Genomic DNA, 26,260 nt, shown 5'->3' with positions numbered 1-26,260 from the left:
GGGCCGTATTGTCCATGTTTGGGCCGTGAAGTCTAACGGCAATATCGGCAACACCGGGACAATGTTCCGCAACATCTCTCAACATCTTCGCCAATATCTTGCGGCTGTCTCGGCCTAGGAGGAGCCCAGACTTAATGGATCAGGATTGGCAGAATGGCATTGAAGCTTTCGGCGGCGCGCATCGGCATCGGTGCGGCCTGTCTCGTGCTCGCCGGCATCTTCCCCTCGCGCGCAGAGCCGGTGTTCGACGATCTCTCAGGCGCATGGTCGGGCATCGGCACGATGAAGCCGTCCGATGGTCCGCGCGAGAAGGTTCGCTGCAAGGTGGCTTACAACGTCACCAGGCCTGGACGGTCGTTGACGCTTGACCTGCGCTGCGCGAGCGATGCCTACAAGATGGTGCTGTCCGCAAACATCGAGCAAAGCGGGACGGAGCTGTCCGGCAACTGGTTCGAGAGCGAATACCGCCAGGGCGGCAAGGTCTACGGCACCAACAAGGACGGCTTGATCGAGGCGCGAATCGAAGGAAACACCGTGGCGGCGCTGGTGACGATCCAGACCAGGAGCAATCATCAATCCTTCCTGATGGAGGCGCCGGGCTCCTGGATGGCGGAGGTCGCGATCGAATTGAACAAGGAGGCGAGATAGCCGTGCGTTCTCTCGCTGACATTGCCTGGACATCCTGATGCAGGAGGCGCGCTCCGTCGGCGGTGCGACGAGGCCGTGGTCACGTGCCGCCGCCCGTCCGGGCGAAACACCTGTCAATCCCTCCACGCAAAAACATTCCTATTTACCGAATTTCGGATATAGCGTATATTGCGCCCATCCCGCCCGCCGCAAGGGCGTTTCGCGATCGTCACGAGACGCGGGCAGGGAGGCGGTGGCCGCGACTGCGTCGGCGCGCATTCCGAGCTGTTGGGCGGGACTCCTTCAACGGTGTTCCGTGAGCAGCGCGAGCGCGGCACGACACGGCGCTGATAGCGTCTTCGTTCGGCTTCGATGGCGAGCGCACGCGAGCCATCGTAGAAGGGGCGGGGATGTGCGCGGACGGCAAAATCGTGTGGTCCTGGCGCCCGGAGTCTGTGCGTCAAGTCTTGTGGTGATGTGGGTGGTCCAACCGGGCACGTACATCAGCCATCCACTGGGCGACGGGGGCAATAGTGCATCGCTCCCCGGGGAGAGCGCGACATAAGCCGTAAAACCATTCGCGCAGGGAAGGCCGGGCGTTCCGGCGTCACCTGTCGTCCACCCCGTGCGCGTCTTTTTGCACACGGGACTTCGGGTGCCAGCCGGCGCCCGGCCTTCCCTGCGCCCTTGCTTCAAGAGGGTGCAAAAATGAGAGCAAAGCTCGGGCGAAACAGGTCGCGAGAATGCGAAGGCGTGTCTGCGGGGCAGATGAGATCTGGAGATCGAGACGATGCGTCACACTCCGTCATTGCGAGCGCAGCGAAGCAATCCAGACTGCCGCAGCGGAGAGACTGGATTGCTTCGCTGCGCTCGCAATGACGGCTTGGATGCAGCCGCGTGTCGCACTCGATTGCTGCGCTCGCAATGACGAGGAGCTACGCGCTCTCCGTCTCCCGATGCACGTCGTGCACCACGAGCCCCATGCCTTCCTCCGGCATCTTGATCCAGTCGCGGCGCTTGAGTGTGCGCTTGGTGTCCTCGTAGCCGCTGGTCCAGTGCTCGCGCATCGAGGTGCCCGAGAATTCGTGGTCCTTGGCGTCGCCCTCATAGGCTTTCTGTTGGTAGATCAGATGCAGGATCGCGATCTCCGGCATGTTGCGCAGGCTGGTCTTGAGGCTGCGATCCTCGTCGGAGAGCTGCTCGTCCGGGATCTTGGCCAGTGCCTTGTAGAGCAGCACCTTGAGATTATGCGTGCGGCGGTAGACGTCGGTGTTGTGGCGCGTGCGCGAGGAATACATGATGTCCTTGTGGCGGGCCATCACGTCCTGGATCGAGCGCGGCAGCACGCCACGGGCGCTGAACAGGTCGACCTGGAACACCAGCGAATTGAGCGCGTCCTCCTGGTCGAGCAGATGCTGCAGCGGCGTGTTGGAGACGATGCCGCCGTCCCAGAAATGATCGGTGCCGATCCGCACCATCGGCAGCGCCGGGGGCAGGGCGCCGGAGGCCATGATGTGCTCCGGCTCGATCTCGTCATGGGCGTTGTCGAAATAGATGAAGTTGCCCGAGAGCACGTTCACGGCGCCGACCGCGAAGCGGGTCTTCTTCTCGTTGATCAGGTCGAAATCGACCAGCTCCACCAGGCTCTCCTTGAGTGGCATCGTATCGTAATAGCTGGTGGCGGTCCTGGCGCCGACAGGGCTGAGCCAGGGATTGACCTGGTGCGGAGTGAAGAAGCCCGGCTGGCCCATCGCGGACGTCATCCACGCGCTGGTGAGGTTGCGCCACTGGCGGAAGATGTCGCCATCCGGCGTGTAGTGCCAGATCTTGCGGTTGGTGATGCGCTCCCAGAACACGCGCAACGCCTCGAGCCGCTTCTCCGGCTTGTTGCCGGCGATGATCGCCGAGTTGATCGCGCCGATAGAGACACCGCAGACCCAGTCGGGTTCGATGCCGGCCTCGTGCAGCGCCTGGTAGACGCCGGCCTGGTAGGCGCCGAGTGCGCCGCCGCCCTGCAGCACCAGCGCGACGCGGTCGCAGCGCTCGGGTCGCCAGCCCCGCGACGGCGGTTGATGGGTCTGATGTGCTGGTTGCGACGTGCGGGCGTCCATGGCGAGCCTCCTGCCTTTCCTGGACGATTGCGGCGGGTGGTGACGGCGTGATGACAAATTCGGCGCCGATGCATCGTCCGCGTGCACGTCAACCGCAGCGGGAATGGCGGCAGGTCGCGCGGCTGACGGAAATCCTTCACATCGCAGTCAATGAGGGCGGCTAGCAATTTGCATCGGGCGAGATGCTGCCGGGCCGACATCACAGACATCACACAGGAGATCCGCGATGCGCAGGGAAGATTTGCTGAGACTTCCGTCCATGCCGGCAGCCGGCCCGAGCTATCCGGCCGGACCCTACCGCTTCGTCAACCGCGAATTCCTCGTCATCACCTACGAGACCGATCCGGATCTGATCCGCGCCGGCCTGCCTGAACCGCTGGAGCCGATCGACCAGCCGATCGTGCATTATGAATGGATCAAGATGCCGGACTCCTCGGGCTTCGGCAGCTACACCGAGTCCGGCCTCGTGATCCCGGCGCGGCTGCACGGCGAGGAGGTCAACTTCGTCTCGCAGATGTATCTCGACGACGATCCGCCGATCGCGGCCGGCCGCGAAATCTGGGGCTTTCCCAAGAAATACGCCCATCCAAAACTCGAGATCGTCAAGGACACGCTGACGGGCACGCTAGAATATGCCGGCCAGCTCGTCGCCATGGGCACCATGGGCTACAAGCACGAGAGCATGGCCGGCAACGGCGATCTCACCCGCGCCACGCTGTCGAAGACGCAAATTAATCTGAAGATGATCCCCGGCGTCGACGGCCAACTCGAGGTCTGCCAGCTCGTCGCGATCAACCTCATCGACATCGTGCCGAAGGGCTCCTGGATGGGGCCCGGCCGGCTGCATCTGGTGCCGCATGTCAATGCGCCGGTTGCGGATTTCCCGGTTCACCGCTGCATCGGCGCGCATCACTACATCGCCGATTTGACGCTGCCGTTCGGCCGCGTGGTGCACGACTACGTCAAAGAGGCCGAGGCGGCGGCTGTGACGGGGCTGGCTGCGGAGTAGGGCGATCAGCTTCGTCGCCCTGCATCATCAAACTGTAACACTGGCGTAATTGAGTACCCCGAGGATCCGGAGGAGGCTGCGAACAGCCCCCCGGACATGGGCTGCTTGGACGTGGGGGATCAGCATGGCTGAGCCGGCAAAGCTTGTCAGCGCGTTATCGGATGCCGTGCCCGCCATTCCCGGCCTGGTCTGGGCGTTTCGCCTGCACGGTGACGGCAGCGCCGAGGCGCTGCCGATCGACCAGCCGATCGAGTTCAGCCATGACGGCCGGCTCTGGCTGCATTTCAACCTGACCGACGCGCGCGTACGTCCGTGGATTGTGGCCTCCAGCCTGCCTCCGCTCGCGCGCGAATTGCTGCTGTCGAACGATACGTTCCAGCAGCTTCACGTCATCGACCATTGCGTCTACGGCGTGTTCTCCGATCTCGTCCGCGAGATCGACAGCGCGACCGAGGACACCGCGTTCCTGCGCTTCGCCATGACCGAGCATCTGCTGGTTTCCGGCCGTCACCAGGCGCTGTGTTCGGCGGATGCGACGCGGCGCGTGCTCGAAAGCGGCTATCGCATCGACAATGTCGCCCATCTCCTGGAAAAGATCGTCGACGAGGTCGCCGACACACTCGACAGGATGGCCGACAAGCTCGGGCAGGAGATCGATGGCATCGAGGAACGCATTCTCGCCGACGATGCGAAGCCGGAGATGCGCCGCACCCTCGGCCGGCTGCGCCGGACCTGCGTCAGGCTGCACCGCCAGCTCACCGGCCTGCGCGTGCTGTTCCATCGGCTCGACCAGAAGAACACTGACCATCTGTCGCCGGGCTTGCGCATTCAAGCCGGCAAGCTCGCCCAGCGGCTGGACGGGCTCGACCACGACATCGTCGAGCTGCGCGAGCGCAGTCGCCTGCTCGAGGAGGAGCTGCGCTTCAAGAACGAGGAGGAGAGCAATCGCCACCTCCACACGCTCTCGATCGTGACCACGCTCTTGCTGCCGCCGACGCTGATCACCGGCATCTTCGGCATGAACACCAAGGGCCTGCCGCTGACCGACGTCGACGAGGGGTTCCTCTGGGCGGCGGCGCTGATGGCGAGCTCGATCGGCCTCGCTTATCTGTTCATGCGGCGCACCGGTATCTTCAAAAAGTAGCGCATGTCAGCCGGTATTCGTTGTGAGTGGGACCCAGATATCCGTGTTGCGAAGTGCGTCCGTGATTGCGGCGCTGCTGTTCGCCAGCACCAGCGCTTTCGCCGGCGCCAAGGACGAGAGCGCGGCCGACTGGCTGTTTCCAAAATGGTTCAACGAATGGCATGACGGGCTCGCCAACAAGGGCCTGAATTTCGGTGCGACCTACATCGCCGACAACATCGGCAACGTGTCGGGCGGGGTCGGGCGCGGCGCGATCCATTTCGGCCGTCTCGATCTCTCGATCGACGCCGATCTCGACAAGCTGGTCGGATGGACCGGCGGGCGATTCTACGCCAACGGCTACATCATCTACGGCCGCGGGCTGACGCGAAACTACATCATGAACCTCGCCACCATCAGCGAGATCGAGGCGCTGCCCGACCAGCGGCTCTACAACGCCTATTTCGAGCAGAGCCTTTTCAACGACCGCCTGAACATCCGCGCCGGCCAGCAGGCCGCCGACGTCGAGTTCTTCGACAGCGAGACCGACGACCTCTTCATCAACGGCACGTTCGGCTGGCCCGCGATCAAGGCCACCAATTTGCCGGCGGGCGGCCCGGCGCCGCCGATCGCGGTGCCCGGCATTCGCGTCAAGGCGCAAGTTGCCGACAACGTCACCGTCTTCGGCGCGCTATTCAACGGCAGCGCGGCCGCGCCCGGCACCGGCGATCCGCAGACCCGCGACAATCATGGTCTCGCCTTTCGCGTCAATGACCCGGCCTGGGTCATCGGGCAGATCCATTTCGACTATCATCTCGATGTCGGCGCAAGCTCGCTCGCCGGCAACTTCACGCCCGGCGGCTGGTATCATTTCGGCGACTTCGACAGTCAGCGCTTGACTGCGCAAGGCGTTTCGCTCGCAGATCCCACCGGGTCCGGCATTCCGGCAAAGCTTAACGGCAATTATGGAATCTACGCGGTGGTGGAGCAGACCCTCTGGCGGCCGCCGGGGGCAGAGCCCGACAAGACCGTGTCGGCCTCGATCCCCGGCGTCACCGCATTCGGCCGTATCGCCTACAGTCCGCCCGATCGCAATTTGATCGATCTCTATCTCGACGGCGGCATAGGCTTTGTCGGCTTTACGCCCGGCCGTCCGCTCGATCGGTTCGGGATCGGATTGGCCTATATGCGGATTTCGGGTGGCGCACGAAGCCTCGACCTCGACTCGCAGTTTTTCAGGGGCATCCAGAGCCCGGTGCGCAGCAGCGAGGCCCTGCTCGAGATCATCTATGAGGCGCACATCAAGCCGGGCTGGCTGATCGCGCCTTACTTTCAGTACGTGGTTCGTCCCTCCGGCGGCATCCCGAATCCGAACGATCCGACCGGGATGTCGCAAATTGGTGACGCCGCGGTGTTCGGCGTCACCACCACGATCAAGTATTAGGCCATCGCGGGCTTTGCTTGCGGCTTTGGCTGCCGCGACAGCGCCAGCACCATCAGCGAGGCCAACACGCAGAGCGCGCCGGCGATGAAGAAGGCGGGGAGGTAACTCTGCAGCAGCGTCCGCGACAGGCCGGCGCCGAAGGCGGCAGCGCCGGCGCCAAGCTGATGGCCGGCAAAGATCCAGCCGAACACCAGATTGGCGCGTTCGGGCCCGAATTTTTGCGCGGTCAGCCGCACCGTCGGCGGCACGGTCGCGATCCAGTCGAGGCCGTAGAACATCGCGAAGATCGACAGGCCGTAGAACGAGAAATCGCTGAAGGGCAGGAAGATCAGCGAGAGCCCGCGCAGGCCGTAATACCAGAACAGGAGGAAGCGATTGTCATAACGGTCCGACAGCCAGCCCGACATGATGGTGCCGAAGAAGTCGAAGATGCCCATCGCCGCCAGCAGGCTCGCGGCCTGCACCTGCGGGATGCCGAAATCCAGACACATCGGGATCAGGTGCACCTGGACGAGGCCGTTGGTCGAGGCGCCGCAGACGAAGAAGGTCGCAAACAGGATCCAGAACGCGCGCGATTTCGATGCGTCGCGCAACGTGCCGAGTGCAACGGCCGTGATCGAGCCGTGGCTGACCGGCGGGGCGGGCAGGGGCTCGGTGCCTTCATCGCCGAACGGGCGCAGGCCCACGTCGCTGGGGCGATCGCGCATGACGAGCAAGACCGCCGCTGCGGAAACGCCAAGCATGATGCAGACGAAGCCGAGTGCCAGTCGCCAGCCGAAGCGCTCGGTCAGGCTTGCGAGGAGCGGCAGGAACACGAGCTGGCCGGTGGCGACGCTCGCGGTCAGCACGCCGATCACGAGGCCACGCCTTGCGGCGAACCAGCGCGTGGCGATGGTGGCGCCCAGCACCAGCGCGGTCATGCCGGTGCCGATGCCGATCACGACGCCCCACAACGCCACGAGTTGCCAGACATGGGTCATGCCGAGCGACGCTACCAGTGCCGAGACGACGATGAGCTGTGCCGTCAGCGTGACGTTGCGCAGGCCGTAGCGGTTCAGCAGCGCGGCTGCGAACGGTGCCATCAGCCCGAACAGGATGAAGCGGATCGAGAGCGCGGAGGAGATCTCCGCCGTGCTCCAGCCGAACTCCTTCTGCAGCGGAATGATGAAGACGCCGGGCGCGCCGACCGTGCCGGCGCTGATCAGCGCGGCGAAGAAAGTCACGCCGACCATGACCCAGCCGTAGTGGATATTGCGGCGGCCGAGCGCGGCCGCGAGCCAGTTCGAGATCATCGCCCCTCAATATTGGTTGGCGGATTTGGGAGATCCGCGTCATTGTTGCAGTCTGGCACGGAAGCGGGAAGGCTGAAATGCCAGACTTCCCTCATTTTCGGACTTTGGCGTCAGCGCGTTGGGGCGTCAGTGCGTAAGACGTTCCACTGCGATCGCTGTGGCCTCGCCGCCGCCGATGCAGAGCGCCGCAACGCCCCGCCTGAGGTTCTTCGCCTCGAGCGCATGCAGCAGCGTCACGATCAGCCGCGCGCCGGTCGCGCCGATGGGATGGCCGAGCGCGCAGGCGCCGCCATTGATGTTGAGCTTGTCGCGGGGAATACCGAGGTCGCGCTGCGCCGCCATCGCCACCACGGCGAAGGCCTCGTTGATCTCAAAGAGGTCGACATCGCCCGTGCTCCAGCCGATCTTGTCGAGCAGCTTGCGGATCGCCGGGATCGGCGCGGTGGTGAACCATTGCGGTTCCTGACTGTGGGTAGCGTGGCCCTTGATCTCGGCCAGCGCCGGCAGGCCGTTGCGATCGGCGAGCGAGCGCTTGGTCAGTACCAGCGCCGCGGCGCCGTCGGCATTGGCGGAGGAGGCCGCCGGCGTGATGGTGCCGTTGGCGCGGAACGCCGGCTTCAATCCGGGAATCTTAGCGGGATCGACCTTCAGCGGATGCTCGTCATTGGCGATGACGCGCGGGCCGGCTTTCTCGGTCAGCGTGATCGGTGCGATCTCGGCGTTGAACGCGCCGCCCTCGACCGCCTTGCGGGCGCGGCTCAGCGTCTCCATCGCATAGGCGTCCTGGTCCTTGCGGGTGAACTGATAGGCTTCCGCGGTGGCCTCGCCGAAATCGCCCATGGAGCGGCCGGTCTCGTACGCATCTTCGAGGCCGTCCATCATCATGTGGTCGATGATGCGGTCGTGGCCGGCGCGATAGCCGCCGCGCGCCTTGGCGAGCAAATAGGGCGCGTTGCTCATGCTCTCCATGCCGCCGGAGATCACGATCTCGGCCGAGCCCGCGCGGATGATATCGTGCGCCAGCATGGTCGCCTTCATGCCGGAACCGCAGACCTTGTTCACGGTGGTGGCGCCGGTCGCATCGGGCAGGCCCGCAGCACGCGCCGCCTGGCGCGCCGGCGCTTGCCCTTGGCCGGCTGGCAGCACGCAGCCCATGAAGATCTCATCGACCTTTTCAGGCGCAAGCCTGGCGCGTTCCAGCGCCGCGCCGATCACGTGCGATCCGAGCTTATGTGCGGCCAGCGGCGACAACTCGCCCATGAAGCGGCCGAGCGGGGTGCGGGCGGCGGAGACGATGACGACGGGATCGGCGGCTTCGGCCATGACAAAACTCCCTGCGATGATGAGTGAGATTATGATCATCATGTGATGCGGTGCAAAAAATGCAACCGCGTTGGGCATGAGAAATTGTCGTATGTCGGATGAGAGTTGCTCGTTTGACGGAGGAGGTAGCCCCTACCGCTTCCTGTTCACAAACGCCTGCATCAGCCGCGTCGGCTCGTCGGTCAAAAACGACTCGCCGAACACCTTGACGCTCAAATTCACCGACTCCGTCAGCGGCAGTTCCTCCCATTGCCGCAGCAGCGCCTTCTGCGAGCGCAACGCCTCCGGGCCGCATTCGAGCAGCGCGTTCACGAGGTGCTCGACGGCGGTATCCAGTCCGCCCGCCGGCGCCACCTTGTCCACAAGACCCCAAGCAAGCGCCGTCGGTGCGTCGATGTTCTCCGCCGTCATCACCAGCCAGCGCGCGCGGGCCCAGCCGATCAGGCGCGGCAGGAGCGCGGCGTGGATCACCGAGGGAATGCCGACGCGCACCTCGGGCATGCCGAAATGCGCATCATGCGCGGCGATCCGGAAGTCGCAGGCGGCTGCGACCTCGAGCCCGCCGCCGAGGCACCAGCCGGGCATGCGCGCGATCACGGGGGCGGGGAATTGGCGCACGGCCTCGCAGAGATCGCGCAGGCGGCTGATGAAGGCTTCGGCCGATCTCTGGTCGAGCTTCGCCATCTCCTTGATGTCGGCGCCGCCGATCATGCTCTTCTCGCTCTGGCCGCGCAGCACTGCGACGCGGATGCTGCGGTCGGAAGAGAGCTGCTGCAGGCCTTCGCGGACCGCGTCGGTGACGGGCGAGCCCAGAATATTCAGCGAGCCGGCGTTGCAGATCGCGACCTGGACGACGCCGCGCGCATCGCGCGTCACGCCGCAGTGGTTGTTGAGCATTTCCATCGTGGCATCTCGAAGGTTTCGCGGACATGCGCGAGGCGCGCCGGTCGGGAACACTTCCGGGCCGAAATGCCGGCGTTGTCAAGCCGGCGCGAGGGACGGAGTTGCCAGGGCGAAGTTCGCAGCATAGTATGATGATAATCATACAAATAGGTGCCCATGAGTGAGCCTGCTCGACGCGACCTGTTCTCACCCACGCAGCGCCGCGAGCGCGTGGTGGACTGGCAGGTCCCTGCGCCGGTTGCGAAGGTGGCGATGAGCCTGTCGGGCATGGACGCCATGCTGGGCATCCGCGACGGCCGGCTGCCGCCGCCGCCGTTTGCAAAACTGATCGGTTTCGTCATGGCCGTGGTCGAGCCGGGTCGGATCGTGATGGAACTCGAGCCGCGCGAGGACCTCGAAAATGCCATCGGTCTTCTGCACGGGGCTACGGCTGCAGCGCTCCTCGACACTGCCATGGGGTGTGCGATTTCCACCCGGCTGGAGGCCGGGCAGTCGTCCGTCACCCTCGACCTCAAAATGACCTTCCTGCGTCCGCTCTCGATCCGGTCCGGGTTGATCTCGGGCGAGGGCAAGGTCATCAAGCTCGGGCGCCAGACCAGCTACACCGAAGGCTTCGTCCGCGACGGTAAGGGGGCACTCGCACTCCATGCAACTGCAACCTTTTCCATGATCGGCAACAATTTTACCGGGAATTAATGCGCCGCTTGGCCGATATCCGTGTTATGAGATGACCTTCGACATCCAATGAGAGCCGCATGCGCTATTCCCGGGAACACAAGCAGGAAACCCACGACCGCATCGTGAAGAAAGCTTCGGTACGGCTGCGCGAAAAGGGAGCCCACGGCATCGGCGTCGCCGACCTCATGAAGGAGGCGGGCCTCACCCATGGCGGCTTCTACGCGCATTTCGATTCCCGCGAGGCGCTGGTGATCGAGGCCTTTGGCTACGCTATGGACCGGGCGATGGAGCACTGGCGCAAGCAGTCCGATCAGGTCGCGCCGGAGAAGCAGTTCGCCCAGATAATCGAGACCTATCTCTCGACGTTGCACCGCGACAACCCCGGCCACGGCTGCTCGATCCCCGCGCTCGGCGCCGAGATTGCCCGCGAAAGCCCGAAGACGCGCAAGGCTTTTGCCGGCAAGCTCGACGAGATGGTCGAGATGATGACAGATTTCATTCCCAATTTGCCGCGCAAGGCCGCGCGCAAGCAGGCGATCGCGACACTGGCGACGATGGCCGGCACCATGCTGCTGGCGCGCATCGCCGGCTCCAGCGAGCTATCGGATGAGGTGCTCAAGGCGGGCAAGGACAGTGCACTCGATGGTGCGAAGCGTGAACCGAGGGTGACGGCGGTGAAGAAGGCGAAGCAAAATTAGACGAGATGCCGTTGAATGCGTAGGGTAGGTTAGCCGAAGGCGTAACCCACCTCTTCTGTTTCCGGCAGATAAAGACAGTGGCGGGTTACGCTTCGCTAACCCACCCTACGAGAGCGGTGCTACCGCCCCGCAAACAATGTCCGCTCGCGCTCGACGATTTCGCCGATGTAATCCGCCACCGCCCGGATCCGCGCGAGATCTTTGCTGTCGGCATGCATCAGCATCCAGAACGTCCGCGTGATCGAGACCTCCTCGGGCAGCACCGCCACAAGCTGCGGATAGTCGCTTGCCATGAAGTGCGGCAACACGGCGATGCCGAAGCCCGCGAGCGTGGCGTTGAGCTGCGCGATCAGATTGGCACTGCGCAGGCGGGCTGAAATCCGCGGCGACACTTGTGGCAGATAATCCAGCTCCGGCGTGAACAACAGCTCCTCGATGTAGCCGACGAAGCGATGCTGCGGCAGCACGTCGCGCGTGGTTATCTTCGGGAAACGGTCGAGATAGGCGGGTGCGGCATAGAGGCCAAGGCGGTAGTCGAGCAGCTTGCGGCCGACGATGCGGCCTTCCTTCGGCATGGTCAGGCTGATGGCGATATCGGCCTCGCGCTTGGAGAGACTGAACAGCCGCGCGGTGGCCACAAGTTGCAAATCAAGGTCGGGATAGCGGTCCGCAAAAGGCGCCAGCCGCGGCGCCAGGAAGGCGGTGCCGAACCCGTCGGGCGCGCCGATCCGCACCGTGCCGGTCAGCCGCGCGACTGATCCGCCAACCTGCTCCTGATTGGCCACGATGGTCGATTCCATCGCTTCGGCGCTGTCGGCGACGCGCTGGCCGGCCTCGCTGAGCAGATAGCCGGTCTTGCGCCGGTCAAACAGTTTTGCGGAGAGGTGCTTCTCCAGACGGTCGACCCGGCGGATCACGGTCGCATGGTCGACACCGAGCTGCTTTGCCGCAGCCGAAACCGAGCCGCCCCGCACGATGGCCAGCACGAAGCGGAAGTCGTCCCAGTCGATGTGACCTTGATCCACCATTTTCGCACATCTATGGTGCATTATCTCGGACTTGAATCCTATAAAATGCAGGTCGATAGGATTTGTCAAAGCGATCAGTCGGGACCCAAGGAGTTTTCCATGCGCGCAGTCGGACATTTCATCGGTGGCAAGGAGGTCAAGGGCACCTCGGGCCGCACCGCCGACGTATTCGAGCCGATGACCGGCGACGTCCAGGCCAAGGTGGCGCTGGCGTCCAAGGCGGAAGTCCGCGCTGCCGTCGAGAACGCCCGCGCCGCGCAGCCAGAGTGGGCCGCGACCAACCCGCAGCGCCGCGCTCGCGTCATGATGAAATTCGTCGAGCTGGTGCAGCGCGACTACGACAAGCTCGCCGAGATGCTCGCCCGCGAGCACGGCAAGACCGTTCCCGACGCCAAGGGCGACATCCAGCGCGGCCTCGAAGTCGCCGAGTTCGCCTGCGGCATTCCGCATTTGATGAAGGGTGAATACACCGAAGGCGCCGGTCCTGGCATCGACATTTATTCCATGCGCCAGGCGCTCGGCGTCGTCGCCGGCATCACGCCGTTCAATTTCCCGGCGATGATCCCGATGTGGAAGTTTGCCCCCGCAATCGCCTGCGGCAACGCCTTCATTCTGAAGCCGTCGGAGCGCGATCCCGGCGTGCCGATGATGCTTGCCGAACTCATGATCGAGGCGGGGCTGCCGGCCGGCATCCTCAACGTCGTCAACGGTGATAAGGAAGCGGTCGACGCTATTCTCGACGATCCCGATATCAAGGCCGTCGGCTTCGTCGGCTCCACGCCAATCGCGCAGTACATCTATGAGCGCGCGGCCCAGACCGGCAAGCGCTGCCAGTGTTTTGGTGGCGCCAAGAACCACGCCATCATCATGCCCGATGCCGATATGGACCAGGCGGTCGACGCGCTGATTGGTGCCGGCTACGGCTCGGCCGGCGAGCGCTGCATGGCGGTCTCCGTCGCGGTGCCCGTCGGCAAGTCCACCGCCGACCGGCTGATGGAAAGGCTGATCCCGCGCGTCGAGAGCCTCAAGATCGGCACCTCGATCGACCCATCGGCCGATTACGGTCCGCTGGTGACGCGCGAGGCGGTCGAGAAGGTGAAGGGTTACATCGACATCGGCCTCAAGGAAGGCGCGACGCTCGCAGTTGACGGCCGCGGCTTCAAGATGCAGGGCTATGAGAACGGCTTTTATCTCGGCGGTTCGCTGTTCGACAACGTCACCAAGGACATGCGGATCTACAAGGAAGAGATCTTTGGCCCGGTGCTCTCGGTGGTGCGCGCGCATGATTACAAGGAAGCGCTGGCACTGCCGTCCGAGCATGATTACGGCAACGGCGTTGCCATCTTCACCCGCGACGGCGACGCCGCGCGGGACTTCGCGGCCAAGGTGAATGTCGGCATGGTCGGCATCAACGTGCCGATCCCGGTGCCGATCGCCTATTACACCTTCGGCGGCTGGAAGAAGTCTGGCTTCGGCGATCTCAACCAGCACGGCCCGGACTCGGTCCGCTTCTACACCAAGACCAAGACGGTGACCTCGCGCTGGCCGTCCGGCGTCAAGGAAGGTGCGGAGTTCTCGATCCCGTTGATGAAGTGATCGCGCATGATCCGGAAAAGTGGATGCCGGTTTTCCGAACAAGATCATGCGCAGAACTTAAAAAACTAAGAGCGAGGCCGGGATGCAGTTCGCTCTGAACGAGGATCAGGTCGCGGTTCGCGACATGGCATTGGCGTTTGCGGTGGAAAAGATCGCGCCGCATGCGCTGCGCTGGGACGAAGAGAAGCATTTTCCCGTCGATGTCATGCGCGAGGCGGCAATCCTCGGCATGGGCGGCATCTACATCCGCGAGGATGTCGGCGGCTCCGCGATGTCGCGGTTCGACGCGGCACTGATCTTTGAGGCGTTGGCGACGGGCTGTCCGACCACCTCGGCCTTTATCTCCATCCACAACATGGCGTCCTGGATGATCGATGCCTATGGCAGCGACACCCAGCGCCACACATGGCTGCCGAAGCTCTGCACCATGGAGCTGATCGCGAGCTATTGCCTGACCGAGCCCGGCGCCGGCTCCGACGCGGCTGCGCTGCGCACCCGCGCGGTGCGCGATGGCGACCATTACGTGCTCGACGGCCAGAAGCAGTTCATCTCCGGGGCCGGCGGCACTGATCTCCTGGTGACGATGGTTCGCACGGGTGGCGATGGCCCCGGCGGCATCTCGACTCTCGTCATCGATGGCAAGACGTCAGGCGTGTCCTTCGGCGCCAACGAGCGCAAGATGGGCTGGAATGCGCAGCCGACTCGTGCGGTCATTTTCGAGAACGCCCGCGTGCCGGTCGCCAACCGGCTGAGCGAGGAGGGCATCGGCTTCAAGATCGCAATGGCCGGCCTCGATGGCGGCCGCCTCAACATCACGGCCTGTTCGCTTGGCGGCGCCCAGACGGCGCTCGACAAGGCGCGCTCCTACATGAAAGAGCGCAAGGCGTTTGGAAAACGGCTCGACGAATTCCAGGCGCTGCAATTCAAGCTCGCCGACATGGCGATCGAGCTAGAAGCCGCGCGCACTTTCCTGTGGCGGGCCGCCGCCGCGCTCGACCGGAAAGACCCCGACGCCACCATGTTGTGCGCGATGGCCAAGCGTTTCGGCACCGATGTCGGTTTCGAGGTCGCCAACCATGCGCTCCAGCTCCACGGTGGTTACGGCTATCTCAGCGAATACGGCATCGAGAAGATCGTGCGCGATCTGCGCGTGCACCAGATCCTCGAAGGCACCAATGAAATCATGCGGCTCATCGTGGCGCGCAAATTGATCGAGGGTGCGCGATGACGGCTGTGGAGGAGGGCGATCTGATAGTTCGCCGCGAAGGCGCGGTGGGCGTGATCCGGCTCAACCGTCCCAAGGCGATCAACGCCATGACACTGGAGATGTCCATCGGCATCGATGCGGCGTTGGACAGGTTCGAAGCCGATCCTGAAGTGGCCGTGATCGTGCTGGAAGGCTCCGGCGAACGCGGCCTCTGCGCCGGTGGCGACATCCGCGGCCTCTGGGAGAGTTCGCGCGAAGGCGGCGATCTCGGCGCGCGGTTCTGGCGGCAGGAATACATCATGAATGCGCGGATCGCGAGATATCCGAAGCCCTATGTCGCATTCATGGACGGCCTCGTGATGGGAGGTGGCGTCGGCCTGTCTGGCCACGCCAGCCATCGCGTAGTCACCGACCGGACCAAGCTCGCGATGCCCGAGGTCGGGCTCGGCTTTTTCCCCGATGTCGGCGGCACCTGGCTGTTGTCGCGCTCGCCCGGCGAGATCGGCACGTATTTCGGCCTGACCGGCCAGACCATGAACGGCCCCGATGCGATCCATGCGAAATTCGCCGACGCGGTGGTGCCGGCGGCCAAATGGCCCGAACTGCGGGAAGCGCTGACCAAGGTTCACCTAGGCGCAAGTGCCGCCGACGTCAGCAAGCTCATTAACGGCTTTGCGACTGGCGATGCCGCAGGTCCCGTTGCTTCGAGGCAGGCAATCATCGATGCGCTGTTCGGCTTCGATCGCATGGAGGACATCGTCGCCGCGCTCAAGCGCGACGGTTCCGACTTTGCGCAGGCGACGCTGAAGACGCTCGCCGAAAAATCCCCCCGCGGCATGGTGGTGACGCTAAAATTGTTGCGACTTGCGCGCACGGCGGCAAGTCTGGAGGAATGTCTGGTGCGCGAATATCGCGCCGCGCTGGAAGTCTTCCGCAGCGATGATTTCCGCGAGGGCGTGCGCGCCGCCGTGATCGACAAAGACCGCAACCCGACCTGGTCGCCGCCGCGGATCGAAAACGTCACGCCGGAACTGCTTGCGCCGTATCTCGCCGAGATCGGCGCCGACGAGCTGAAGTTCAAGTAACAACGCTACCAGCGGAGGAAATGAAGATGGCCACGATCGCATTCATCGGTCTCGGCAATATGGGCGGCCCGATGGCCGCCAATCTGGTCAAGGCTGGCCACAAGGTGGTGGCGTTCGACCTCGTCGAGGCCTCGCGCGCGCAAGCCAAGGCGGATGGCGCCGGCATTGCCGATAGCGCGTCGGGCGCGGTGAAGGGCGCCGATGTCGTCGTCACCATGCTTCCGGCCGGCAAGCATGTGCTCGGCGTCTGGAACGAGGTTGTTCCTGCCATGACCAAGGGCACGCTGATCATCGACAGCTCCACCATCGACGTCGAGAGCGCGCGTCAGGCGCATGCGCTGGCCGCCAGGAATGGCGTGCTGTCGGTGGATGCGCCGGTCTCCGGCGGCACCGGCGGGGCCAAGGGCGCGACGCTTACCTTCATGTGCGGCGGCGAGGAGGGTGCGTTTGCGGCGGCAAAGCCGGTGCTGGAGAAAATGGGCAAGAAGATCGTGCATTGCGGCGGCGCCGGCGCCGGGCAGGCCGCAAAGATCTGCAACAATATGATCCTCGGCATTTCGATGATCGCTGTGAGCGAAGCCTTTGCGCTCGGCGAAAAGCTCGGCCTCTCGCACCAGGCGCTGTTCGACGTCGCCTCGACCTCCTCGGGCCAGTGCTGGTCGCTGACGACCTATTGCCCGGTTCCGGGCCCGGTGCCGACCTCGCCCGCCAACAACGACTACAAGCCGGGTTTCGCCTCGGCGCTGATGGTGAAGGATCTGACCTTGGCGCAGGACGCCGCGAAGGCCGCGGGCGCCGCGACGCCGCTCGGCAAGCATGCGCAGGAGATCTATCAGTCTTTCGACGCAGGAGGCCAGGGCGGGGTGGATTTTTCCGGAATTATCAAGCACGTTCGCAGCCTCGCAGTAAAATAGCGAGGCTTTGCTTGTGGCCCGGATGAAGCGAAGCGAAATCCGGGAGGCTCCTTCGAATTGCGTATCGGCCCCGGATTGCGCTCCGCTCGATCCGGGCTACGCTCGAAGGTCAATCGACGGGCTCGGACATGACGACATTTCAGGAAGCGCGCGCATTTCTGCTTCAACATCGCACGGACTACGAGACGGCGGTCAAGGGATTCCGCTGGCCCGATCCGGCTCCCTTCAACTGGGCGCTCGACTGGTTCGACGCCGAGCTGGCGACGAATGCAGAGAGCAGGGACCTTGCCGCGCTCTGGATTGTCGATGCTGCACAGGACAAGCAGACCAAACTGTCCTTCGCGGCACTCTCGAAGCGCTCGAACCAGGTCGCAAATTTCCTGCGCGCACAGGGTCTGAAGCGCGGCGATCACCTGCTGCTGCTGCTCGGCAATGTGGTGCCACTGTGGGAGACGATGCTGGCTGCGATGAAGCTTGGCGTCGTGGTGATCCCCGCGACCACGCTGCTCACGGCCGAGGAACTTCGCGATCGGCTCGACCGCGGCAGGGCAAAGGCGGTGGTGGCCGCAGAAGATCAGGTCGCAAAGTTTGCAAGCCTCGGCGTCGAGAATGTCGTGCGCATCGTGGTTGGCGCGGCCTCCGATGGCTGGCTCGCCTATGATGAGGCGGCGAAAGCGCCCGAGAGTTTTGCGACTGACGGCCCAACCAATGCCGACGACCCGATGCTGCTCTATTTCACCTCGGGCACCACAGCAAAGCCAAAGCTGGTGCGGCACAGCCAGCGCAGCTATCCCGTCGGCCATCTCTCGACGATGTACTGGATCGGACTGAAGCCCGGCGACATCCATCTCAACATCTCGTCGCCCGGCTGGGCCAAGCATGCCTGGAGCTGCTTCTTCGCGCCCTGGAATGCGGGTGCCACCGTGTTCGTCGCCAATCAGCCGCGCTTCGATGCGAAGGCTCTGCTCGCCACGATTGGCCGCTGCGGCGTCACCACCCTGTGCGCGCCGCCGACGGTGTGGCGGCTGTTCATCCAGGAGAATCTTGCGTCGTTCAAGGTTGCGCTGCGCGAGGTCTGTGGTGCCGGCGAGCCGCTCAATCCCGAAGTGATCGACCAGGTGCAGGCCGCCTGGGGGCTCACCATCCGCGACGGCTACGGGCAGACCGAGACGACCGCGCTCGCCGGCAACTCGCCCGGGCAGACAATCAAGGTCGGCTCGATGGGCCGGCCGCTGCCGGGCTATCGCGTGCAGGTCAGCGATGCCGATGGCCATCCGGCGAAGGAAGGCGAGGTGGCTCTGATGCTGGGCAGTGATCGTCCCGCCGGCCTGATGCAGGGCTATCAGGGCGATGACGGCAAGCTCTCCGGTGCGGAAGGCGAACTCTATCGCAGCGGCGATGTGGTGTTCGAAGACGAGGACGGTTATCTCACCTTCGTCGGCCGCTCCGACGACGTCTTCAAATCCTCCGATTACCGCATCAGCCCGTTCGAACTGGAGAGCGTGCTGCTCGAGCATGAGCTTGTCGCCGAAGCCGCGGTGGTGCCGAGCCCCGATCCGATCCGGCTTGCGATCCCCAAGGCCTACGTGCTGCTGACCTCCGGTGCGGAGCGGACGCCGGAGACGGCGCTCTCGATCTTCAAGCACCTGCACACGCGGCTTGCGCCGTTCAAGCGCATCCGCCGCCTCGAAATCGTCACCGAGCTGCCGAAGACAATCTCTGGCAAAATCCGCCGCGTGCAGCTGCGACGGCTCGAACGCGACGATGATCGCAACGATCCGCTGCGCGGCCGGGAATTCCGCGAGGAGGATTTTCCGGAGCTGCCGAAAACACGGAGTGAGACCTAAGTGAACGAAGTCTGGAAGAAGCCGCCGATTGCGCTTGAGGCCTATCAGGCCATGGTCGGCAAGGAGATCGGCGTGTCCTCGTGGCATCTGGTCGATCAGTCGCGCATCGATACCTATGCCGACGTGATCGAGGATCACCAGTTCATCCATGTCGATCCGGAGCGCGCGAAGAAGGAGACGGCGTTCGGCGCCACCATCGCGCACGGCTTTCTGACGATGTCGCTGCTGTCGATCATGTCCTATGAGGTGATGCCTGTCATCGCCGGCACCACGATGGGCGTCAATTACGGCTTCGACAAGCTGCGCTTCATCTCGCCGGTCCGATCGGGCAAGCGCGTCCGCGGCCGCTTCGTGCTGACCGAAGCCAAGCTGCGCAAGCCCAATGAATTGCAGTCCCGCACCAACGTGACCGTGGAGATCGAAGGCGAGGACAAGCCGGCGCTGGTCGCGGAGTGGCTCGGACTGATCTATTTCGCCTAAGGCGAGCCGTCATGGCCGGGCTTGACCCGGCCATCCATCGCTGCTCAAAAAGCAATCCAGAGCGGGGTTTCCCTCTCCCCTTGTGGGAGAGGGTGCCTCGCGGAACGCGAGGCGGGTGAGGGGTCTCTCTCCGCGAGCGCATCTGCCGAGAGAGACCCCTCATCCGGCGCTTCGCGCCACCTTCTCCCACAAGGGGAGAAGGGAAGAAGAACAGAGACTCTCACAATGGCAATCAGGTTCGACGGACGCGTCGCCATCATCACTGGCGCGGGCAATGGTCTCGGCAAGGCGCATGCGCTCGGATTGGCGAGCCGCGGCGCGAAGGTCGTGGTCAACGACTTCGGCGGCGCGCGTGACGGCAGCGGCGGGTCGCTCTCGCCCGCCGAAGCCGTGGTCGAGGAGATCCGTAAAGCCGGCGGCACTGCGATGGCTGATGGTGCCGACGTCTCGAATTTCGAGCAGGTCACCGCCATGGTCGAGCGCGCTACCAAGGAGTGGGGCAGCGTTGATCTGATGTGTGCCAATGCCGGCATCCTGCGCGACAAATCGTTCGGCAAGATGGAGGCCGCCGATTTCCAGAAGGTGCTCGACGTGCATCTCGTCGGCACGTTCTATTGCTGCAAGGCGGCCTGGGCCGGCATGCGCGACCGCAACTATGGCCGTATCGTGCTGACCACCTCGTCCTCCGGCCTCTACGGCAATTTCGGCCAGGCCAACTACGGCGCCGCGAAGTCCGGCATGGTCGGCCTGATGAACGTGCTGGCGGAAGAGGGCCGCAAGACCAATATCCGTGTCAATATCATCTCGCCGACGGCTGCGACCCGCATGACCGAAGAGCTGCTGCCGCCGCAGGCGCTGCAATTGATGAAGCCGAATGCGATCACCCCCGCGGTCGAGTACATGCTGAGCGAGGACGCGCCGACCCGCACCATTATGGGCGCCGGTGCCGGCTCCTTCGCCGTGATCAAGATTCTGGAGAGCGAGGGCATCAACCTGCCGGAGTCCGAGTGGACGCCCGACGCGGTTGCCGCCCATTTCGCCGAGATCAGCGATATGTCGAAGGCCAGGGCGCTGACCGGCGCATTCGAGCAGACGCAGAAATATGTCGCGCAGGCCGCGGCACGGGCGGGAATCAAGCTCTGACCGACGTCGCCGTCATCGGTGCCGGTCCCGCCGGGCTGATGGCGGCGGAGGTGCTGGCGCAGGGTGGTGCCCGCGTCACCATCTACGACGCAATGCCGTCCGCGGGCCGCAAATTCCTGATGGCCGGCCGCGGCGGGCTCAATCTCACGCACAGCGAGCCGCTACCGGATTTCCTCGTCCGTTACCGGGGAGCGATGCCGCATCTGCGCGCCGCAGTCGAAGCGTTCCCGCCCGATGCGCTGCGCGACTGGAGCGCGGCACTTGGGCAGCTGACTTTCGTCGGCAGCAGCGGGCGGGTGTTTCCAAAGACGTTCAAGGCCTCGCCCTTGCTGCGTGCCTGGCTGCGGCGGCTCGATGCGGCCGGCGTGCAATTCGCTTTTCGGCATCGCTGGATCGGCTGGGACGAGCAGGGGCGGCTCCAGTTTCAGACGCCTCACGGACCGCTTGCCATCGCTGCCGGCCCAACGGTGCTCGCGGTCGGTGGCGCAAGCTGGCCGCGGCTCGGCTCCGATGGGGCGTGGGTCGATTGTCTCGCCGCGAAGGGCGTTGCCATCTCAAAACTCCGGCCGGCGAATTCCGGCTTCATCGTTGCGTGGTCCGAAGTGTTTCGCGATCGTTTCGAGGGCCAGCCGCTCAAGGGCGCAGCGCTGACGATCGGAGCGCACACGGTCCGCGGCGAAGCCATGATCACCCGCAGCGGCATCGAAGGTGGCGCGATCTACGCGCTGTCGGCGGAGCTGCGCGAGGCGGTGCTGGGGATCGGGCAAGCGCGGCTGACGATCGCATTGCGGCCCGATCTCGACCCTGCGGCGCTGACCACACGCCTGTCGGGCACGCGCGGCAAGCAGTCGCTCGCGAATTTTCTGCGCAAGGCGGCGCAATTGTCGCCGGTCGGCATCGGCCTGATGCAGGAGGCCGCCATCGCATCTGGCCGGCCGTTGGCATCGCTCTCGCCGGCGGATCTCGCGGATCTGGTGAACGCAATTCCGGTTCAACTCACCGGCGTCGCTCCGATCGATCGCGCCATCTCCACCGCGGGTGGAGTGGCCTTCGACGAGCTCGACGACAAATTCATGCTGCGCAAACTGCCCGGCGTGTTCGCCGCCGGCGAGATGCTGGATTGCGAGGCGCCAACGGGCGGTTATCTGCTGCAGGCCTCGTTCGCGACGGGCGCTGCAGCGGGCAGGGGTGTGCTGGCATGGTTGAAGCGTTAACCACCGTCATTGCGAGCGCAGCGAAGCAATCCAGAATCCGTCCGCGGAGGTAGTCTGGATTGCTTCGTCGCAAGAGCTCCTCGCAATGACGGCTTGTGGAAGCAGCACGCGCTACCGCAGCTTCCCGCGCGCCGCCACAGGCAGCGTGCCGATGATCTCATCGCCGCGGACCATCACGACTTCGTCCATCATGTTGACGACGACGCAGACGTGGTTCGGCACGATGCGAACGACGTCGCCGACATTCGGGCGCGTGTTGCTGCGGGAGAGGTCGAGGAAGCCGTGCTCTTCTGCGAAGCGCGCGATCTTGGCTTCGGGGTGCTCGAGGATCAGGCCGTGGCCATCGAGCCCACCGGTGTCAGTTGTCAGGGTCTTCGAGCCTGCGTCGAGAATACCGCGCTCGGGCGCGGCGCGGCTCACCACGGTCGAATAGATGTTCAGCGCGCAATCGTCCCAGGTGGCAGAGCCGGCCGCGACCTGCATGCGGTCGTTGTAGATATAAGTGCCGAAGCGATGCTCGGTGCCGCCCTTGAGCTTTCCGATATTCTTCAGGTTCGGCGTGCCGCCGGTCGAGACAATCGTGGCGTCCAACCCGTGCGCGCGCACGCCCGCCAGCGCCTCGTCGTAGAATTTTTGCGCGTCATCCCAGCCAGTTTCGGTCGGATAGAGCATGAAGCCGGCAAAGTGCAACCCCTTGGACGCGGCGATCTCGCGCGCCAGCGCAGTCGCTTCCGCCGGCGTCTCGACGCCCGCGCGCTTGCGGCCGGTGTCGCATTCGACCACGACCGAGAGCGGACGGCCCGAGGCCGCCGCGGCCTTGGGCAGTCCGGCAACGACGGTCGAATTGTCGGCGGCGACCGTCATGTTCGCCTTCGCCTGCAGCGCGCCGAGCCGCGCCATCTTCTCCTCGCCCAGCAGATTGTAGCTGATCAGGATGTCGTCGATGCCGGCATTGGCCATGATCTCGGCCTCGCCGAGCTTCTGGCAGGTGATGCCTTTCGCACCGGCTGCGACCTGCATCTTCGCAATGGTCGGATTCTTGTGCGTCTTGATGTGCGGCCGGTTGGCGATCCCGGCGTCGTCGCAGGCCTTCTGGATGCGCGCGATGTTACGCTCGACCTTGTCCATGTCGATGACGGCGCAGGGCGTACCATATTCGCGGGCGATTTTTGCAGCGAGGGGAGTTGTCATGGGTCAGGCTTTCTCGATTTCTTCGCGCCGCACTTCGAGCTCCAGCCATTTGTCCTCGGCCTCGGCCAGTTCCTCTTGCGCTTTCGTCAGAGCGTCGGAGGCCTGATCGAAGCGCTTGCGATCCTTGCGGAAGAGATCGGGATCGTCAAGGAAGCGCTGCTGCTTGGCGATCTCGGCCTGCAGCTTGGCGATGGTCTTGGGCAGCGTCTCCAGCGCGTGTTGCTCGTTGAAGGTCAACCGTCGTTTCGTGACACCGGAAGGCGCGGCTGACCGCGGCTCTCTCTTCTCTTCGACGGCCTTCGCCGTCGCGCGCTTCAAGTCGACGCCACGCTGGGCCAGCATGTCGGTGTAACCGCCGGCATATTCGAGCCAGCGTCCATCGCCCTCGGGCACGATCACCGACGTCACCACGCGGTCGAGAAAATCGCGATCATGGCTGATCAGAATCACGGTGCCCTCGTAGTCGCCGAGCATCTCCTCGAGGACGTCGAGGGTCTCGAGGTCGAGGTCGTTGGTCGGCTCGTCCAGCACCAGGAGGTTGGAGGGCTTCGCCAGCGCGCGTGCCAGCATCAGCCGGCCGCGCTCGCCCCCGGACAGCACCTCCAGCGGCGTGCGCATCTGTTCTTGGGCGAACAGGAAGTCCTTCATGTAGCTGACGACATGCTTCGGCTTGCCGCCGACCATGACGTGGTCGCCACGACCGCCGGTCAGCGCCTCGGCCAGCGTCGATTTGGGATCGAGGCTTTCGCGATGCTGGTCGAGCGTCGCCATCTCGATGTTGGCGCCGAGCCGTACGCTGCCGCTGTCCGGTGCGCTGCCGCCGGTCAGCATCTCGATCAGCGTGGTCTTGCCGGCGCCGTTCGGGCCGACGATGCCGATGCGATCGCCGCGTTGGACGCGGATCGAGAAGTCGTCGACGATCTTTCGCTCGCCATAGGACCGGCTGATATGCTTGGCCTCAATGACGAGCTTGCCGGATTTGTCGGCTTCGGCGGCCGCGAGGTTGGCGTTACCCGTCGCGCCGCGATGGGTACGGCGCTGGTCGCGCAGCGCGTGCAAGTTGCCAAGCCGCTTGACGTTGCGCTTGCGGCGGCCCGAGACACCGTAGCGCAACCAGTGCTCTTCGTTGACGATCTTGCGGTCGAGCTTGTGCTGGTCGCGCTCTTCCTCGGCGAGCACCTCGTCGCGCCAGGCCTCAAAGGCACTGAAGCCGCGGTCGATCTGCCGGATCTGGCCGCGGTCGAGCCAGGCGGTGCTGCGCGAGAGGTTGGACAGGAAGCGCCGATCGTGGCTGATGATCACCAGCGCGCAGCGTCGGCTCTCCAGTTCGGCCTCCAGCCATTCGATAGTCGTCAGATCGAGATGGTTGGTCGGCTCGTCCAGCAGCAGGATATCGGGCGAGGGCGCCAGCACGCGCGCCAGCGCGGCGCGGCGCGCTTCGCCGCCGGAGACATGCGCCGGATCTTCTTCGCCGCTGAGACCGAGCTGTTCGACCAGATAGCGCGCCTGATAGTGATCGTCGCCGGCATGGAGGCCGGCCTCGACGTAGGCCAGCGTGGTGGAGAAACCGGAAAAATCCGGCTCCTGCGGCAGGTAGCGGATGGTGGCGCCGGGCTGCACGAAACGGCTGCCGCCATCGGGTTCGACCAAGCCGGCCGCGATCTTGAGCAGCGTCGATTTGCCCGAACCGTTGCGGCCGATCAGGCAGACGCGCTCGCCGGTCGAAACCGACAGTTCGACGCCCGCCAGGAGCGGCGTGCCGCCAAAGGTCAGCTTGATATCGCGCAGTTGAATCAGCGGTGGCGCCATGCGGTGTCTCAGTCTTGTCTTGTTGCGGCCTGGTCGCCGCGGCGGCGCTGAATGCGGCGGATGGTCTGGTCGAGCGTCGACAAAAACGTCGAGCGGTCGCGTGGTGCAAACGATTTCGGACCGCCAGTGACCTCGCCCGCCGAGCGCAAATCCGTCATCAGGTTGCGGACCGCGAGCGTCATCCCGATCGATTCCTCGGTGAACGGCTTGCCGTTGGCTGCAATCACATCGGCGCCGGCTTTCACGCAGCGGCTTGCGAGCGGGATATCCGAGGTGATGACGATATCGCCGGGCCCGGCGCGTTCCGCGATCCAGTCGTCGGCCGCATCCATGCCGGCGCCTGCCGCGATCCGCTCGATCAGTGGATCCTGGGGCACGCGGATGAAATTGCCCGCGACCACGCTCACGCGCAGAGCGTGCCTGCCGGCGACGCGATAGATCTCGTCCTTGACGGGGCAGGCGTCGGCGTCGACGTAGATGCGGGTGGTGTTTTGAGGGTTCGTCATTATCCGTAAATGGGGCTTGCGAAGCGGTTCCGCAGCCCGCGCGTGGTACCCCATTCGGGCTGCAAAGGCGAGGGGATTGACCCCGGTTCCTCAGGGCCTACGATCGGCCCGAAACAACAAGAATTCTGGGCAAGAATTTTGGAAGGTCAGCCATGCCGAACCGGCTCGAAACCTACCGCGTTGCGGCCTACAACACCGCAAAACAATCCGAAAACAAGATGCATGACGACACGGTGGCGCGCCGCTTCGGCTTTTCCGGCGGGCTGGTTCCGGGCGTCGACGTCTTCGCCTACATGATGCACGTGCCGGTGGCGCGCTGGGGCCGCGATTTCCTGTCGCGCGGACTGGTCGAGGCCCGCTTCATCAAGCCGGTCTATGACGGCGAGACCGCCGATGTCGACGCGACCGAGCACAACGGCCTGCTCACCATCGAGGTCTTCAGCCGCACCGAGCTTTGCGCCACCGGGACGGCGTCGCTGACGGCGGCGGCGCCTGCGGTCTCACTGAGCGACTATGTCGAAGTCCCCGCGGTGGCCGAGCGCACGCCCGTCAGCCCGGCCACGTTCGAGACAGGCAAATGGCTTGGCACGACGCCGCGTCGCTGGGCCGGGCAGGACGCGACCAGCTATCTCGCCGACATCAGGGAGACCGATCCGATCTTCGCGCGCGAGGGACTTGGTCATCCCGGCCTGATCCAGCGCGTCATGAACCGCGTGCTGGTCGACAACACGATTCTGGGTCCGTGGATTCACGTCGGCAGCCGCATGCAGCTCTTATCGCCCGCGCGCGCCGGCGACGAGATCGTGGCGCGGGCGAAGGTCACCGCGAATTACGAGAAGAAGGGCCACCGCTTCGTCGAGTTCGACGCGCTCGTCGTCGCCAACGGCACGACACCGCTCGCGCATTGCCAGCACATCGCGATCTACCAGCCGCGCGAGCAGGCGGCGGCTTGATCTCTTCACCTCGCCCCGCTTGCGGGGAGAGGTCGGCGCGAAGCGCCGGGTGAGGGGGAGCTTCCGCAAGGACGATGAA

General features: G+C 64.6%; 23 protein-coding genes. 15 read left to right on the top strand and 8 right to left on the bottom strand.

All coding sequences use genetic code 11. The features are described 5' to 3' along the window. The first annotated feature begins 153 nt into the window (after positions 1-153). Positions 154-648: a hypothetical protein gene (locus tag JJE66_RS22145; protein ID WP_200516615.1), complete on the top strand. Its 495-nt coding sequence runs from the start codon at positions 154-156 to the stop codon at positions 646-648. A gap of 914 nt (positions 649-1,562) precedes the next feature. Here the strand turns inward: JJE66_RS22145 and JJE66_RS22140 are convergent. Beyond that, positions 1,563-2,738, bottom strand: coding sequence for a patatin-like phospholipase family protein (locus JJE66_RS22140; RefSeq protein ID WP_200516614.1), 1,176 nt, complete (start codon positions 2,736-2,738; stop codon positions 1,563-1,565). 226 nt (positions 2,739-2,964) lie between these two features. On the opposite strand from JJE66_RS22140, the gene JJE66_RS22135 reads away from it, so the two are divergent. The 3 genes from JJE66_RS22135 (at position 2,965) to JJE66_RS22125 (ending at position 6,314) form a co-directional block, all read left to right on the top strand. Further along, positions 2,965-3,747: an acetoacetate decarboxylase gene (locus tag JJE66_RS22135; RefSeq protein WP_200516613.1), complete on the top strand. Its 783-nt coding sequence runs from the start codon at positions 2,965-2,967 to the stop codon at positions 3,745-3,747. A 124-nt stretch (positions 3,748-3,871) separates the two neighbouring features. Beyond that, positions 3,872-4,891, top strand: coding sequence for a transporter (locus JJE66_RS22130; protein ID WP_200516612.1), 1,020 nt, complete (start codon positions 3,872-3,874; stop codon positions 4,889-4,891). Positions 4,892-4,934: 43 nt separating this feature from the next. Continuing rightward, the gene (locus JJE66_RS22125) at positions 4,935-6,314 is read left to right on the top strand and encodes a carbohydrate porin (RefSeq protein WP_409362839.1); all 1,380 of its coding nucleotides are present in this window, start codon (positions 4,935-4,937) and stop codon (positions 6,312-6,314) included. On the opposite strand, the gene JJE66_RS22120 is transcribed toward JJE66_RS22125, so the two are convergent. The 3 genes from JJE66_RS22120 to JJE66_RS22110 all read right to left on the bottom strand — a co-directional run bounded on the left by JJE66_RS22120 (position 6,311) and on the right by JJE66_RS22110 (position 9,832). Further along, on the bottom strand, positions 6,311-7,606 hold the full coding sequence (locus JJE66_RS22120) for an MFS transporter (protein ID WP_200516610.1): 1,296 nt from the start codon (positions 7,604-7,606) through the stop codon (positions 6,311-6,313). The two genes, JJE66_RS22125 and JJE66_RS22120, sit on opposite strands and share 4 nt — an antisense overlap. 126 nt (positions 7,607-7,732) lie before the next feature. Then, on the bottom strand, positions 7,733-8,929 hold the full coding sequence (locus tag JJE66_RS22115; protein WP_200516609.1) for an acetyl-CoA C-acyltransferase: 1,197 nt from the start codon (positions 8,927-8,929) through the stop codon (positions 7,733-7,735). A gap of 132 nt (positions 8,930-9,061) precedes the next feature. Then, positions 9,062-9,832 (bottom strand): enoyl-CoA hydratase, encoded by a 771-nt coding sequence (locus JJE66_RS22110; protein WP_200516608.1) that lies wholly within the window; start codon positions 9,830-9,832, stop codon positions 9,062-9,064. Between the two features lie 156 nt (positions 9,833-9,988). On the opposite strand from JJE66_RS22110, the gene JJE66_RS22105 reads away from it, so the two are divergent. Then, complete coding sequence (locus JJE66_RS22105) at positions 9,989-10,528, top strand: PaaI family thioesterase (RefSeq protein ID WP_200516607.1); 540 nt, start codon at positions 9,989-9,991, stop codon at positions 10,526-10,528. Positions 10,529-10,587: 59 nt separating this feature from the next. Next, positions 10,588-11,208: a TetR/AcrR family transcriptional regulator gene (locus JJE66_RS22100; RefSeq protein ID WP_200516606.1), complete on the top strand. Its 621-nt coding sequence runs from the start codon at positions 10,588-10,590 to the stop codon at positions 11,206-11,208. A 119-nt stretch (positions 11,209-11,327) separates the two neighbouring features. Here JJE66_RS22100 and JJE66_RS22095 read toward each other — a convergent pair whose 3' ends face one another. Then, a complete protein-coding gene (locus JJE66_RS22095; RefSeq protein WP_200518656.1) occupies positions 11,328-12,236 on the bottom strand; it encodes a LysR family transcriptional regulator in 909 nt (302 codons plus the stop codon). Positions 12,237-12,335: 99 nt separating this feature from the next. Here JJE66_RS22095 and JJE66_RS22090 point away from each other — a divergent pair, with 99 nt between their 5' ends. The 8 genes from JJE66_RS22090 (at position 12,336) to JJE66_RS22055 (ending at position 21,722) form a co-directional block, all read left to right on the top strand. Continuing rightward, entirely contained in the window at positions 12,336-13,832 is a 1,497-nt protein-coding gene (locus JJE66_RS22090) for a CoA-acylating methylmalonate-semialdehyde dehydrogenase (protein ID WP_200516605.1), read from the top strand. Positions 13,833-13,914: 82 nt separating this feature from the next. After that, entirely contained in the window at positions 13,915-15,060 is a 1,146-nt protein-coding gene (locus tag JJE66_RS22085) for an isobutyryl-CoA dehydrogenase (protein ID WP_200516604.1), read from the top strand. Next, positions 15,057-16,124 carry an enoyl-CoA hydratase/isomerase family protein gene (locus JJE66_RS22080; protein ID WP_200516603.1) on the top strand — a complete coding sequence of 356 codons (1,068 nt, stop codon included), beginning with the start codon at positions 15,057-15,059 and terminating at the stop codon, positions 16,122-16,124. The genes JJE66_RS22085 and JJE66_RS22080 overlap by 4 nt, the downstream gene beginning before the upstream one ends. Positions 16,125-16,150: 26 nt before the next feature. Beyond that, positions 16,151-17,038 carry a 3-hydroxyisobutyrate dehydrogenase gene (gene mmsB / locus JJE66_RS22075; RefSeq protein ID WP_246756501.1) on the top strand — a complete coding sequence of 296 codons (888 nt, stop codon included), beginning with the start codon at positions 16,151-16,153 and terminating at the stop codon, positions 17,036-17,038. 128 nt (positions 17,039-17,166) lie between these two features. Beyond that, a complete protein-coding gene (locus JJE66_RS22070; RefSeq protein WP_200516601.1) occupies positions 17,167-18,885 on the top strand; it encodes an AMP-binding protein in 1,719 nt (572 codons plus the stop codon). Next, on the top strand, positions 18,886-19,365 hold the full coding sequence (locus JJE66_RS22065; RefSeq protein WP_200516600.1) for a MaoC family dehydratase: 480 nt from the start codon (positions 18,886-18,888) through the stop codon (positions 19,363-19,365). It abuts the gene before it with no gap. A gap of 225 nt (positions 19,366-19,590) precedes the next feature. Then, a complete protein-coding gene (locus tag JJE66_RS22060; RefSeq protein ID WP_200516599.1) occupies positions 19,591-20,508 on the top strand; it encodes an SDR family NAD(P)-dependent oxidoreductase in 918 nt (305 codons plus the stop codon). Next, positions 20,505-21,722 carry a TIGR03862 family flavoprotein gene (locus tag JJE66_RS22055; protein ID WP_200518654.1) on the top strand — a complete coding sequence of 406 codons (1,218 nt, stop codon included), beginning with the start codon at positions 20,505-20,507 and terminating at the stop codon, positions 21,720-21,722. Before JJE66_RS22060 ends, JJE66_RS22055 begins: the two co-directional genes overlap by 4 nt. A gap of 111 nt (positions 21,723-21,833) precedes the next feature. Here JJE66_RS22055 and JJE66_RS22050 read toward each other — a convergent pair whose 3' ends face one another. Genes JJE66_RS22050 through JJE66_RS22040 form a run of 3 tightly spaced genes read right to left on the bottom strand, consistent with a single transcriptional unit; the run spans position 21,834 to position 25,228 of the window. Next, the gene (locus JJE66_RS22050; RefSeq protein ID WP_200516598.1) at positions 21,834-22,913 is read right to left on the bottom strand and encodes a D-TA family PLP-dependent enzyme; all 1,080 of its coding nucleotides are present in this window, start codon (positions 22,911-22,913) and stop codon (positions 21,834-21,836) included. Between the two features lie 3 nt (positions 22,914-22,916). After that, positions 22,917-24,722 (bottom strand): ABC-F family ATP-binding cassette domain-containing protein, encoded by a 1,806-nt coding sequence (locus JJE66_RS22045; RefSeq protein WP_200516597.1) that lies wholly within the window; start codon positions 24,720-24,722, stop codon positions 22,917-22,919. Positions 24,723-24,730: 8 nt separating this feature from the next. Then, positions 24,731-25,228, bottom strand: a complete 498-nt coding sequence (locus JJE66_RS22040) for a YaiI/YqxD family protein (RefSeq protein ID WP_200516596.1) — start codon at positions 25,226-25,228, stop codon at positions 24,731-24,733. Positions 25,229-25,380: 152 nt separating this feature from the next. On the opposite strand from JJE66_RS22040, the gene JJE66_RS22035 reads away from it, so the two are divergent. Continuing rightward, positions 25,381-26,181, top strand: a complete 801-nt coding sequence (locus JJE66_RS22035; protein ID WP_200516595.1) for a hypothetical protein — start codon at positions 25,381-25,383, stop codon at positions 26,179-26,181. Positions 26,182-26,260: the final 79 nt, after the last annotated feature.

The organism is Bradyrhizobium diazoefficiens (genome assembly GCF_016612535.1).
GTDB classification, from domain to species: Bacteria; Pseudomonadota; Alphaproteobacteria; order Rhizobiales; family Xanthobacteraceae; genus Bradyrhizobium; species Bradyrhizobium diazoefficiens_C.
This window is presented reverse-complemented; position numbering and strand designations above follow the sequence as displayed.